Source organism: Streptomyces sp. enrichment culture (assembly GCF_964273255.1).
Lineage (GTDB): Bacteria > Actinomycetota > Actinomycetes > Streptomycetales > Streptomycetaceae > Streptomyces.
The window spans coordinates 3889339-3902115 of record NZ_OZ186835.1; the positions used below are offsets into that span (position 1 = coordinate 3889339).

At 72.0% G+C, this 12777-nt stretch carries 11 protein-coding genes and 1 pseudogene; 8 read left to right on the forward strand and 4 right to left on the reverse strand.

Annotated features, from left to right (window positions below; all coding sequences use genetic code 11):
• Positions 1-43: 43 nt before the first annotated feature.
• Positions 44-913 (reverse strand): NAD(P)H-binding protein, encoded by an 870-nt coding sequence (locus tag ACSU53_RS16840; protein WP_437028614.1) that lies wholly within the window; start codon positions 911-913, stop codon positions 44-46.
• Between the two features lie 159 nt (positions 914-1072).
• Here ACSU53_RS16840 and ACSU53_RS16845 point away from each other — a divergent pair, with 159 nt between their 5' ends.
• From ACSU53_RS16845 to ACSU53_RS16865, 5 genes are all read left to right on the forward strand, one after another.
• Positions 1073-1735 carry an HAD family hydrolase gene (locus tag ACSU53_RS16845; RefSeq protein ID WP_437028616.1) on the forward strand — a complete coding sequence of 221 codons (663 nt, stop codon included), beginning with the start codon at positions 1073-1075 and terminating at the stop codon, positions 1733-1735.
• 193 nt (positions 1736-1928) lie between these two features.
• Positions 1929-2522, forward strand: coding sequence for a DUF4240 domain-containing protein (locus ACSU53_RS16850; RefSeq protein WP_437028618.1), 594 nt, complete (start codon positions 1929-1931; stop codon positions 2520-2522).
• Positions 2523-2754: 232 nt separating this feature from the next.
• On the forward strand, positions 2755-3369 hold the full coding sequence (locus tag ACSU53_RS16855) for a helix-turn-helix domain-containing protein (RefSeq protein ID WP_437028619.1): 615 nt from the start codon (positions 2755-2757) through the stop codon (positions 3367-3369).
• 78 nt (positions 3370-3447) lie between these two features.
• Positions 3448-4077: a hypothetical protein gene (locus tag ACSU53_RS16860; RefSeq protein ID WP_437028621.1), complete on the forward strand. Its 630-nt coding sequence runs from the start codon at positions 3448-3450 to the stop codon at positions 4075-4077.
• A gap of 148 nt (positions 4078-4225) precedes the next feature.
• A complete protein-coding gene (locus tag ACSU53_RS16865; protein WP_362101412.1) occupies positions 4226-4558 on the forward strand; it encodes a DUF2516 family protein in 333 nt (110 codons plus the stop codon).
• Positions 4559-4712: 154 nt separating this feature from the next.
• Here ACSU53_RS16865 and ACSU53_RS16870 read toward each other — a convergent pair whose 3' ends face one another.
• From ACSU53_RS16870 to ACSU53_RS16880, 3 genes and pseudogenes are all read right to left on the reverse strand, one after another.
• A complete protein-coding gene (locus tag ACSU53_RS16870; protein ID WP_437028623.1) occupies positions 4713-6083 on the reverse strand; it encodes a PP2C family protein-serine/threonine phosphatase in 1371 nt (456 codons plus the stop codon).
• Positions 6084-6870: 787 nt separating this feature from the next.
• Positions 6871-7965: pseudogene (locus ACSU53_RS16875) on the reverse strand (NlpC/P60 family protein); the annotation flags it as partial.
• A gap of 351 nt (positions 7966-8316) precedes the next feature.
• Entirely contained in the window at positions 8317-9171 is an 855-nt protein-coding gene (locus ACSU53_RS16880; protein WP_437028625.1) for a class I SAM-dependent methyltransferase, read from the reverse strand.
• A gap of 539 nt (positions 9172-9710) precedes the next feature.
• Between ACSU53_RS16880 and mshA the strand changes: the two genes are divergently transcribed.
• From mshA to ACSU53_RS16895, 3 genes are all read left to right on the forward strand, one after another.
• Complete coding sequence (gene mshA, locus ACSU53_RS16885) at positions 9711-11099, forward strand: D-inositol-3-phosphate glycosyltransferase (protein WP_437028627.1); 1389 nt, start codon at positions 9711-9713, stop codon at positions 11097-11099.
• On the forward strand, positions 11092-11616 hold the full coding sequence (locus ACSU53_RS16890) for a YbjN domain-containing protein (protein WP_437028629.1): 525 nt from the start codon (positions 11092-11094) through the stop codon (positions 11614-11616). Before mshA ends, ACSU53_RS16890 begins: the two co-directional genes overlap by 8 nt.
• A 334-nt stretch (positions 11617-11950) precedes the next feature.
• On the forward strand, positions 11951-12760 hold the full coding sequence (locus tag ACSU53_RS16895; protein ID WP_437028631.1) for a hypothetical protein: 810 nt from the start codon (positions 11951-11953) through the stop codon (positions 12758-12760).
• The last annotated feature ends 17 nt before the right edge of the window (positions 12761-12777 follow it).

Consider the following 12777-nt stretch of genomic DNA (forward strand, 5'->3'; position numbering starts at 1 on the left):
GCGCGTGTCACCGTACGTATCACCGCGCATCTCACCACTCGCCTCACCGGTCTCCCTCGTGGGGCGGTACGGGCGCTGACAGGGCGTCGCGGAGCGCGACGGGGGAGCGGCCGGTCAACCGGATGTAGTCGTTCTCGACCCGGTCCCAGCGTTGCTCGCGTACCGAGGCGAACAGGGACGCGAAGGCGTAGACCCACCAGGGGTCCAGACCGGTCGCCGCGGTCTCGGCGGCGTACGTGTCCGCCGGGATGTCCTCGAAGACGACCGGTCTCCCCCACACCTCCGCAGCGACCGAGGCGATGTCCGCCACGCCCATCGACGCGGGTCCCGTGATGTCGTGGTGGCCGCCGGTCGGCTCACCCACGGCGAGTGCGGCGAGGGCGCGGGCCACGTCGTCGCGTGCCACCAGGGAGATCCGGCCGTCCGCCGCCGGGATCCTCAACCGGCCGGTCGCACGAGCCTCGTCGAGCCAGGTGGCGAAGAACTCGATGTACAGCGAGGCCCTGGCGAACGAGCAGGGGACGCCGGAGGCCAGGAGCAGTTCTTCGGTGAGGCCGTTGACCACGGCGTAGCAGAACGGGGACGAGGTGTCGGCGTCGACGCTGCTCAGCGCGGCGACATGGCCGACCTCCTCGGCCGTGGCGGCGGCGACCAGGTTGCGGTGGTGCATCAGCATCCGCGCGTCGGGTCCGTCACTGGAGACGAGGACCAGCGTGTCCACGCCCTTCAGTGCCGCACGCAGAGCGGGCGGATCGGCGTAGTCGGCGACGGCGACCGCCACCTGCGCGGGAAACGCGCCCGTGGGAAGGCTCCGCCGGGTCATCGCCACGACGTCCACGTCCCCCCGTTCCGCGAGCAACCCCACCACCCGCCCACCCAGTCCGCCCGCCGCTCCCGTCACCGCGATCCGCATCGTGTTCCCCCTGGTCCGGCGTCATCGTCTGGTCCGGCGTCACGGTCCGTGCCCCACGGTAGAGATCCGGGCGCCGGGAGGCACGGGACATCATGCTGCCGCACGGTCGGGCCGACACCACCGATCCGTCGTTCCGCGGGGTGGTGACATCCTTGGCCGGTGGTCTCATCCGATCCCGCGGGCGCCGTGTTCTTCGATGTCGACGGCACTCTCGTCCCCGGCACGAGTTCCTCGGTCCACCTGGCCGGCTTCCTCGGCCACCGGGAGGAGTTGGCCGAGGCCGAGGCCGCCTACGCCGCCGGTGACGTGGACAACCGGCAGGTCTCCGAGCTGGATGCCGAGGGCTGGAGGGGGGCGCACGAGGACCAGGTCTCCGGCTGGCTCGACGGACTTCCCCTGGTCTCGGGCATAGCGGAGACCGTGGCCTGGTGTCGGCACAACGGGTTGGTGCCCGTGCTGGCGACCCTCGCCTGGTCGCCTGTGGGCCGCTACCTGACCGACCGCTTCGGCTTCCATGCGTTCAGCGGCCCTGAACTGGAGACCGTCGGCGGCCGGTTCACGGGGCGGGTCGCCCGTCACTTCGACGAGTACGACAAACGGGATGTCGCCCTCGCACAGGCGCGTGAGCTGGGGCTGCCTCCCCGATCGTGCGGGGCGGTCGGAGACAGCCGATCCGACCTTCCCCTGTTCGCGTCCGTCGGATTGAGCGTGGCGTTCAACGCCTCGGCCGGAGCGCGCGGAGCGGCGACCGTCGCGGTGGACGACGACGACCTGCGGGGCGTGCTTCCCGTATTGAGCCGCCTGGTCACAGCCACTCGTTGACGGCCGAGGGCTGACAACCGACAACCGACAGCCGGTGACCGAGGTTGTCCGGGGCGTCGACCTGATCGCTCCAGCCAGTCCGACAGGACCAGCGCCTCATGGGAGGTGAGCTTGATGATGATCTCAGTGTTTTGCACTGCTCGAACATGTTCGGCGACCCTGCGGTGTCAGAGGTGCCTGGCACAGTGCCGCCGTGGACATCGATTCCTTCTGGAAGCTCATAGAAGAGTGTCGACGGCAGACGCGGGACCGGGGCGAACGGCTGACGTGGTTGCGTGACGAGTTGTCGCGGAGGCCGCGGACAGAGATCGTGCAGTTCCAGGTTCGCCTGGACGAAGTGACGGACGAAGCCCTCACCTGGGATCTCTGGGCTGCTGCGGAGCGGATCTTCGGCGGCTGGTGTTCGGACGACGGATTCTGCTACTTCGGCCTGTGGATGGTGGGGATCGGTCGGGAAGCCTTCGTGCCGGCAGTGATCGATTCCGACTCCCTGGCCGACACCCCCGAGGTTCAACGCCTGGTGGGTCGCCCTCGGGAGCTCTGGAACGACGACTGGCCGGAGTGGGAGTCTCTCGACTACGTCGCCATGGAGGCGTATGGACTACTCACCCGCGCGGATGACGATAGCGGCGACGCATTCTATGAAGCCGTCGAAGCCGAGGGGGGTGCTGTAGGCGGCAATAGAGGGTTGCGCGGCGACCGGTGGGACGTGCGATACGAAGACGAGGCGATGCGCAAACTGCCGAGACTGAGCGCGATGTTTCCCCTCCGGCCACTGGTCCGGTAGGCGCGAAAGCGCGAGGGATCAGGCAACCGAACTCGTCAACCATGCGGTGGACCGTACAGCCGGCCAGCTCCGCCGGGACTCCGCCAGGTCGTTTGCCAGAACCACGGGGACTCGCCGCATCTACTGAGAACGGACACCGGTCACGTCCAGCCGTCGTCGGCCGGGCGTGAGCCGGCGCACTCCTGCAAGCGGCTTGCTTGCAATAGTTAGCGCGGTGCGCGACAGTGGAGGCATGGCATCGCTCAACGTCGGCAATCTCGGTGAGTACCTGCGGGAGCAGCGTCGCAGTGCGCAGTTGTCGCTGCGGCAGCTCGCGGATGCCGCCGGGGTGTCCAACCCGTACCTCAGCCAGATCGAGCGCGGGCTGCGCAAGCCGAGCGCGGAGGTGTTGCAGCAGGTCGCGAAGGCGCTGCGGATCTCCGCCGAGACGTTGTACGTGCGGGCCGGGATCCTCGACGCCGAGCGGGACCGGGACGAGGTGGAGACGCGGGCCGTGCTGCTCGCCGATCCCACGCTCACCGAGCGCCAGAAGCAGGTGCTGCTCCAGATCTACGAGTCCTTCCGCAAGGAGAACGGGTTTGGCGGCGCCGAGGACGGCGATGCGACAGGGGTGACCGGTGCCGACGGGCCCGGAAGCCGGGTCGCCGTGGACGCCGACGAGACCGACGGGGCCGACGCCACCGGCGGGACCGACGGCGGTGCCGAGTCGATACGTCGGAGCCGTGCGGCCGACGGCGGGAAGTCCGCCGGGCGTCGCGGCTCCACCAGCAAGGGCGGTACCTCCGCCGAGCGCCGGCCCCGCAAGGCCGGCGGCAGTGACAGCGGTCCGCAGCAGACGGCCGGCTGAGCCGGACCAGGGCACCGGCCGTCCGCCGCGGACCACACCAACCCTCAGCCGAGAACGACATCCGGGAGGACCCTCACCATGGCCATCACCGACGACCTGCGCAAGTCCCTCAGCAACCCGACCCCGCTCTACTTCGCCGCCGGTACCGCCGACCTGGCGCTGCAGCAGGCCCGGAAGGTGCCCGCCCTGGTGGAGCAGCTGCGCGCGGAGGCGCCTGCGCGGTTCGAGGCCGTGCGCAACACCGACCCCAAGGCCGTCCAGGAGAAGGCCGGCCACCGGGTCAAGGAGACCCAGGAGAACCTCCAGGCCAAGGTCAACGAGTTCATCGGTTCCCTCGACACCGACCTGAAGAAGCTGGGCGAGACCGCCCAGGACCTCGCCCTGCGCGGGGTGGGCGTGGCCGCCGAGTACGCGGTCAAGGCCCGGGAGGCCTACGAGAAGGTCGCCGAGCACGGCGAGCAGGCCGTGAAGACCTGGCGCGGCGACACCGCCGAGACGATCGAGGACATCGCGGTCGCCGTGGAGCCGAACGCCGAGCCCTCGCCCACGCCGGTCGAGGTCAAGGACGACAAGCCCGCCGCCGCCCCGGCCGCGACGCCGGTCGCGACCCCGGCCTCCGCCGCGGCCGCCGCGGAGAAGAAGGCCGCCGCGAAGAAGGCCCCGGCCCGCAAGAGCACGGCGAAGCGGACGACTCCGCCCGCCAAGTGAGCGGCCGGCCGCACGGCCGGCCGCACCGCCGGTCCGGCGGGCCGGGCACCTTTGCGGTGTCCGGCCCGTTCTCCGGATAGCCGGCCGGCGGTTGCGGGTACGGTGACCGCGTAAGGACGAGCCGAGTCGGGTGGTGGACGTAGTGCTGATGCAGGGCTTCGCGGGGTTCATGTGGCTGCTGAGCATGGCCCTGATCGTGTTCAGCGGCTTCGCGCTGATCGACGCCGCCGTGCGCCGTGAGGACGCCTACCGCGCCGCGGACAAGAAGACCAAGCCGTTCTGGCTGATCATCCTGGGCCTCGCCTTCGTGGTGAACCTGATCTTCAACATCCTGTCGCTTTTGCCGATCATCGGTCTCATCGCGACCATCGTGTACATGGTCGACGTGCGGCCCGCCCTGCGCGGTCTGTCCGGCGGTGGCCGCAAGTACGGGGGATCGAGCAGCGACGGACCCTACGGCCCGTACAACGGCGGCCGGTGACCCCGTACAGCAGCGGCCGGTGACCCCGGCCAACGGCGGCCGGTCATCCCGACAGCCGGCAATCGGCTGCCAGCAGCCGCCTGCCGGGCATCCTCGTCGAGCGTCGGCCGAACGGGCCGGGAGGGCGGCGGGCGCGGTTCGCAGGTGACGGCCGTCAGCCGGTGCGGTCCAGGAGCAGGACGGCCACGTCGTCCGTGAGATCGCCGCCGTTGAGGTCCCGTACCTCGTTGACCGCGGCCCGCAGCAGTTCCTCGCCGCGCAGGCCCTCGGAGAGCTGGCGGCGGACCATCTCGACCATGCCGTCCTGACCGAGCCGTTCCCCGCCCTCGCCGACACGGCCCTCGATCAGGCCGTCGGTGTAGAGCATCAGGCTCCACTCGCCGCCCAGCTCCACCTGGGTCCGCGGCCAGCGGGCGCCGGGCAGCAGGCCGAGCGCCGGGCCGTTGTTGTCGTACGGCAGCAGCCGGGCGGGGGAGCCGGGGCGGAGCAGCAGGGGCGACGGGTGCCCGGCGAGGCACAGGCCCGCCCGGCGGCCGTCCGGTGCGATGTCGACGGTGCAGAGGGTGGCGAAGATCTCGTCGTCGGCACGCTCGTGCTCCAGCACCTGCTGGAGTGTCCCCAGCAGCTCGTCCCCGCACAGCCCGGCCAGCGTGAGGGCCCGCCAGGCGATGCGCAGCTCGACGCCGAGCGCGGCCTCGTCCGGGCCGTGGCCGCACACGTCCCCGATCATGGCGTGCACGGTGCCGTCGGGGGTGCGGACGACGTCGTAGAAGTCGCCCCCCAGCAGGGCGCGCGAGCGGCCGGGGCGGTAGCGGGCGGCGAAGCGCAGCGGCGATCCGTCCAGCAGCGGGGTCGGCAGCAGGCCGCGCTCCAGCCGGGCGTTCTCCTGCGCGCGCAGCCTGCCCTCGGCGAGCCGCCGCTCGGCGGAGTCGGAACGCTTGCGCTCCACCGCGTAGCGGATCGCGCGGCTCAGCAGCCTGCCGTCCAGCTCGTCGCGGAAGAGGTAGTCCTGGGCGCCGACGCGCACCGCCTCCGCGCCGCGCTCGGCGTCGCCGGACGCGGTCAGCGCGAGCACGGCGTGCCGGGGCGCGAGCTCCAGAACGTACTTGAGGACGGCCAGCTCGTCGTCGGTGTCGCCCACCCGGCCCGGAGCCGGCAGCGCCAGGTCCAGCAGGATGCAGTGCACGTCGTCGGTCAGCAGCCGCTCGGCCTCGGTGAGGTTGCGGGCGGTGCGCACGCGGATCGGCTTGCCGGCCTGGTCGAGCAGGTCCGGCACGATCGGTGAGCCCGCCGGGTCGTCCTCGATCAGCAGCAGCGTCAGGTTCTGGTGCGCGGGAGCCTCGGCCGCCCGGCCCGGCGCGGTCGCGGCCTGCTCCGCGGTGGTCGCGGGCCGGTCCGCCGTGCGCGGGCCCGCTGTCCGGTACTCCGAGGAGTCCTGGGTGGGGCCGCTGTTCACTGGTGCGGCGGGCGCCTGACCACTTTCCGCGGCCGGGATCGCTCTCTGCCGCGGTACGGGTACGGGCATCGTTCCGGGTTCCTTCCCTCCCCCCGAGGGCGTGGTCCGGGGCCGGGCTTCTCGGCCCTCCCCCGGCGCACGGTTCCGTGCGAGCAGAGGCGGCCCCTTCGAACGGGGACGATAGCGGGTGGCAGCGCCGCAGCGGAATGGTGTGGCGCACGGGGTTCGGCCAAGAGCCAGTGTCATATGCCGCGTTTTCGCCCGCAGTTGGACAGCTCGCGCATGCTGCGGGGATGACGAACGTCACGTCGGCGGGCGGGGGGACGGCCCGATCGGCGTGCGTTGAGTCACGTGGCCTGTGTCACCGGGGTGTTGAGGTGCAGGGGTGTGGGGCGGGCGGCGGTCCGGCTTGTGTGGTTACGTGCCCGGGCGTCCCGGGCGTCCCGGGCGTCCGGCGACGCCTTCCCGACGCGTTCCCGACGCCTTCTCGACACCCATCGACATCCCTTCGCGGCGCTGCGAGTGCCGTGCGGGCGTCAGCTGTCGTCGGGTCCGGCTTCGGCCTCGACTTCGGCCTTGGCTTCGCCGTCGGCTACGGCTTCGAGTCCGCCGTCGACTTCGTCTGCGTCGACGCGTTCGACTTCGCGTCCTTCGCCGCGTCCGTCTCCGTCTCCGTGTCCGTCCGGTCCTTGTTGTTCTTCTCCTCGCTCTCCCTGTTCTTCGTCTTCTGGTCGGCGGCCTTGTTCGCGGTCTTGTCCGCGCTCCCGTCGGCCGTCGTGTCGGACTTCTTCTCCCCCGACTTCTTCTCCCCGGACTTCTTCTCCCCGGACTTCTTCTCCCCGGACGGCGTCCTGGTGTCGGGGTCCGGGCGTACGACGCCGAGGATCGGCATCGAGCCCGCGCCCGCGAGTGTCACCGAACGGCCGGGCCGGGGCGCGTGCACCATGGTGCCGTCGCCGACGTACATCCCGACGTGGCTGGCGTCACCGAAATAGATGATGAGGTCGCCGGGCCGCATGTCCTTGACGGCCACGCGGGTGAGCTGCTTCCACTGCGCCTGCGAGGTGCGCGGTATCGCCCGCCCGGCCGCGGCCCACGCCTGGGACGTCAGGCCGGAGCAGTCGAACGCCGCCGGGCCCTCGGCGCCCCAGACGTACGGCTTGCCGATCTGCGCGGTGGCGTACGCGATGGCCTTCCTGCCCTGGGCCGTCGCCTCGCCGGTGATGTCGTCGAGGATGCCGGAGCTCAGCCAGGCGGCCTGCGCCTGCTGTTCGGCCTGCCGTTCCAGCCCGGCGAGGCGCTCCCGCTCCTCCGCCTCCAGTTCCGACTCCAGCTTCTCGGCCGCCGCGATCTGCTTCTCGATCTTCCGCTGGGCCGCGGCCTTGGCCTTGCGGCTCGCCTCCAGCTTGCGCCACTGGGCGTCGGCGTCGCGGGCGTACTGCTTCAAGTCGGCCTGGGTGCGGGTCATCTCGCCCAGCAGGCCCCTCGTCGCGTGCTGGCCCTGGCGGACCCGGCCTGCGCCTTCGAGGAAATCCTGCGGGTCGTCGCTCAGCATCAGGTGCGCCTCGGGCGGGAGCCCGCCGCCGCGGTACTGGGCCGCCGCAGCGGCGCCCGCGCGCTGCTTCAACTCGTCCAGCTTGTCCTGGCCCTTGACGATCTTCTTCGCCAGCCGGACGATCTGCGCCGACTGGTCCTGCGTCTTCTCCTCGGCGGCGTTGTACTCGTCGGTGGCGACGGCCGCCGCGCGGTAGAGCTTGTCCAGCTTCTTGCGGACGGCTTCGAGTTCGGCGTTGGAGGCGGGAGCCGTCGCGCTCGCGCTCGCGCCGGGTGTCGGCGTCGGGGCGGGTGCGGGGGTGGCGTACGCGGTGCCCGGTGCCGCGAGCACGGTGACCGCGCAGACCACGGCCACGGCCACGGTGATCAGCCCTTGCTTGCCCGTCCCCGAACGCATGCCCGGCCCCGTGCCCATGACTCACTCCCCCAACTTGTTAACCGTCGGTAACGTGCGGTCGTCGGGGGGATGTTGCCACGTCGGCCCGCGAAGCAACAGGGGTGCCCGGCGGTGAGCCCCGCCCCGTGCTCCTCGCCGACCCGGACCGCCGCCCGCCCCATCCGAGTGCTTTCCGCCCCGCCCGGCCGGGCATGTCGATCCGCCTGACGGTGTGACGAACGACTCACGCCGATCGTTCCCGGGCTGCCCGCCCCTGTACCTCTGGCCCTGTCGTTGACGGCTGTCGGTTGTCGGTTGCCGGTGGCCGGTTGACGGGTGACGGGTGACGGCTGTCGGTTGGCCGTGCTGCCGTCAGCCCCGAGGTGCCAGGGCCTCCCAGCGCACGGTCACCTCGCCCTGCCGCCAGCGCGCCGGCCCGTCCGTCACCGGCCAGTCCGCGGTGAGATCCCGCACCGTCCGGATCCAGCGCTGGCGGGCGCCGTAGGAGGCGTAGGGCGAGGCGGCAGCCCAGGCGCGGTCGAAGTCGCGCAGGAAGGCGTGCACGGGCTCACCGGGCACATTGCGGTGGATGAGGGCCTTCGGCAGGCGTTCCGCCAGGTCGGACGGGCGCTCCAGGGAGCCGAGCCGGGTCGCGAAGGTGACCGTGCGGGGCCCTTCGGGGCCGAGGGCGACCCAGACGTGACGGCGTCCGATCTCGTCGCAGGTGCCTTCGACCAGCAGCCCGCCGCGTGAGCCGGTCGCCGGGTCGGCCGGGGTGAGCCGCGCGCACAGGCGCCGCCACACGTCGGCGACCTCGCCCTCGTCGTACTGGCGCAGGACGTTCGCCGCCCGCACCAGCACGGGGCGGCCGGGGACGGGCAGCTCGAAGCCGCCGTGCCGGAAGTCCAGCCCCTCCCGGCGATAGGACTGGGCGGCGGTGACGCGGGCCGGTTCGATCTCGATGCCGGTGACGCGCGTGCGCGGGGCCACGGCGCGCAGGCGGTGCAGGAGCTCCACGGCGGTCCAGGGGGCTGCCCCGTAACCGAGGTCGACGGCGACGGGTTCGGCGGCGCGGCGCAGGGCGGCGCCGTGGGTGGCGGCGATCCAGCGGTCCATGCGGCGCAGCCGGTTCGGGTTGGTGGTGCCGCGCGTCACCGTGCCGACGACGGGCGCTCCCCGGCTCGGGCGTGGCCGAGCGTGGGGCAGGGAGGCGGCGCGGCTGGTCATGACTACGAGGGTAGGCGGGTACCCGGGGCCCGCAGAACGTCGAGGCCTGTAGAACACCGAGGCCCGCAGAACGTCGAGGCCCGTAGAGCACCGAGGGCAGTAGAACGCCGAGGGCAGGCGGGTGCCCGGAGCCCGCGGAACGCCCAGCGTGGACGGACGTCGGGCGTCCGGAGCGCGTGGCACGCCGTCGGACACGTGCAACGCCGTCGGACACGTGCAACGCCGTCGGACCGTCGACCGTGCACCCGCAGCCCGCAGCCCGCAGCCCGGCGACCCTGCACGCGCGGCCCGCGGACCGGTGGCGGCGCACGGCGCCCCCGTACGCACCGCCCCGACCGGACGGTCGCCGTGGTGCGCACCGCCCGTACCGGACGGTCGCCGTCGACCCTCGAACGGTTGAGCGACAAACGGTAATGATTCGGCAAAGACCGCTTCCGGTGCGGTCCCCCGGAAATGGGAACGCCCCCCTCCGGCGTTCCAGTCCCGGAGGGTCGTACGACCCGCGCCCGCCATGCCCGCAGCCCGAGGAGGACCGCCACGTGAGCCAGTACATCGGCAGGCTCGGGCGGCGCTCCGCGGCCGTCCCCGCGCGGCTGCGCCTGCACCGCAGGCAGCCCCGCCGGGTGGCGATGCTCTCCGTGCACACCTCACCGCTCCACCAGCCGGGCACCGGCGACGCCGGCGGTATGAACGTGTACATCGTCGAACTGGCGCAGCGCCTCGCCGCGATCAACATCGAGGTCGAGATCTTCACGCGCGCGACCACCGCCGCCCTCCCGCCCACGGTCGAGCTGGCCCCGGGTGTCCTCGTCCGGCACATCGACGCGGGCCCCTACGAGGGTCTGGCCAAGGAGGAGCTGCCCGCCCAGCTGTGTGCCTTCACGCATGGCGTGATGCAGGCGTGGGCGGGCCACCGTCCCGGTTACTACGACCTCGTCCACTCGCACTACTGGCTCTCCGGCCACGTCGGCTGGCTCGCCGCCCAGCGGTGGGGCGTCCCCCTGGTGCACGCCATGCACACCATGGCCAAGGTCAAGAACGCCAACCTCGCCGACGGCGACACCCCCGAACCGGCCGCCCGGGTCATCGGCGAGACCCAGATCGTCGAGGCCGCCGACCGGCTGATCGCCAACACCGCCGAGGAAGCCGACGAGCTGGTCCGCCACTACGCGGCCGACCCCGACAAGGTCGCCATCGTCCACCCCGGCGTCAACCTGGACCGCTTCCGCCCGTTTCCCAAGGGCCACGCCGAGCCCCGCAGGGTGGAGGGGGAGGGGACGTCGGCCGCACGCGCCGCCGCCCGGGCCAGGCTGGGGCTGCCGCAGGACGCCCTGATCCCGCTCTTCGCGGGCCGCATCCAGCCCCTGAAGGCGCCCGACGTCCTGCTCCGCGCGGTCGCCGTCCTCCTCGGCGAGCGTCCCGAGCTGCGCTCACGGATCTGCGTCCCGGTGGTGGGCGGGCCCAGCGGCAGCGGTCTCGCCAAGCCGGAAGGGCTGCAGAAGCTGGCCGCGCGCCTGGGCATCGCCGACGTCGTGCGCTTCTGTCCGCCGGTCGCGCAGGAGCAGCTCGCGGACTGGTTCCGGGCCGCGAGCGTGCTGGTCATGCCGTCCTACAGCGAGTCGTTCGGCCTGGTCGCCATAGAGGCCCAGGCGGCCGGCACGCCGGTGCTGGCCGCCGCGGTCGGCGGTCTCCCCGTGGCGGTGCGCGACGGGCACACCGGCGTCCTCGTGCAGGGACACGACCCCGCTGCCTACGCCCGCGTCCTGAGCGACTTCGCCGACGACCCGCACCTGGCCGACCGGATGGGCGCGGCGGCCGCCCGGCACGCCCAGTCCTTCGGCTGGGACACCGCGGCCGCCGCCACCGCCGACGTGTACGCGGCGGCGACGCAGGCGCACCGCCGTCACGTACGCTCGCTGCATGGCTGATCACGCGGAAGCAGAGCAGCAGAGGGTGACCCGGGTCATCGAGGACGTGCTGAAGGACGCCGAGCTCGAATGGGAGAACCCCAAGTCCGGCACGTACGTCGTGAAGCTCCCCGGCACCCGCAAGCTGTCGACCACGCTGTCCCTGATCGCGGGCCGCCACACGCTCTCCCTGAACGCCTTCGTCATCCGCCACCCCGACGAGAACGAGGCGGGCGTCCACCGCTGGCTCCTGGAGCGCAACCTCAAGCTGTACGGGGTGAGTTACGCCGTCGACCCGCTCGGCGACATCTACGTCACCGGGCGCCTCCCGCTGCCCGCCGTCACGCCGGAGGAACTGGACCGCCTGCTCGGCCAGGTCCTGGAGGCCGCCGACGGCAGCTTCAACACCCTGCTGGAACTGGGCTTCGCCTCCGCCATCCGCAAGGAGTACGCCTGGCGGGTGTCCCGCGGGGAGTCGACCCGCAACCTGGACGCCTTCACCCACCTGCTGCAGCGGCCCTCGGGCGACGACGACTGACGGCATCGGCCGACAGGACCGACTGGCGAAGCCGGCCGACGGGATCGACTGTCCAAGCCGGTCGACAGGGTTGACTGTCCAAGCCGGTCGACGGGATCGACGCCGGAGCCGCCTGTCCGAGCCACCCTCCGGAGCGGACCGTCCGAGCCGCCCTCGGAGCGGGCCGTCCGAACGGCCCTCAGGGCGGACCGTCCGAGCCGCCCGTCGGACGACGCCCCAGGTCACCGCCGGTCCGTTCGACATCGGGGTGGCGAACGGACGTGCGATCCCGCCCTGTTACTCTGCCGCGATCCGGACCCCGTTCGCAGGGGTCCCATGCATGAAGAGGACGTGCATGCACACTGGCAGATCCGCCCTCGTGGCCGTGCTCGCCGGAGCACTCGCGCTGGGGGCGTTCACCGCACAGCCCGCACAGGCCGTCGCCGCCGACACCGGCATCGAGGTGTCGAACGTGGTCGTGAACGAGGGCAAGCCCATGGTGGTGGGCACCACCGAGACCAAGTACCCCACCTTCAGCTACCGGGTGACCTGGCCCGCCGGCTACACCATCAGCACGGCGAGCACGAGCCCGTTCATGTACCACGGGATGACGCCGGCCAAGGCCAACGAGACCAGCAACCAGCTGATCCAGTCGGACATGTTCGAGTGCTTCGAGGACGGCCCGCGTGCCGCGAACTGCTCGGGGCACCTGCGCATCCGGCCCCGCGAGAACCTCGACTCCGCCAAGGACGCCACCACCTGGAAGATGTCGGTCATCGCCTTCCTGGAGAGGAAGGGCAGGCTCGACCACGAGTACCTGACCACGCCGGCGACCCTCCAGGTCAAGCGCGCGGCCCGCGTCACGGTCAACGCCTCGCCGGAGCCGGTCGTCAAGAACAAGACGCTCACCGTCACCGGCAAGCTGACCCGCGCGGACTGGGCGAAGCGCGCCTACTCCGCGTACGGCGGCAAGCTGGCCAAGCTCCAGTTCCGCAAGGCCGGCACCAGCACCTACACCACGGTCAAGACGGTGCGGGCCAACTCCAGCGGCAACCTGAAGACCACGGTGAAGGCGACCGTGGACGGCTACTGGCGCTGGACGTTCGGCCAGACGGCCACCACGGGCGGCGCGACGGCGGCGGGCGACTACGTCGACGTGAAGTGACCGCGACCGCCGCGCCG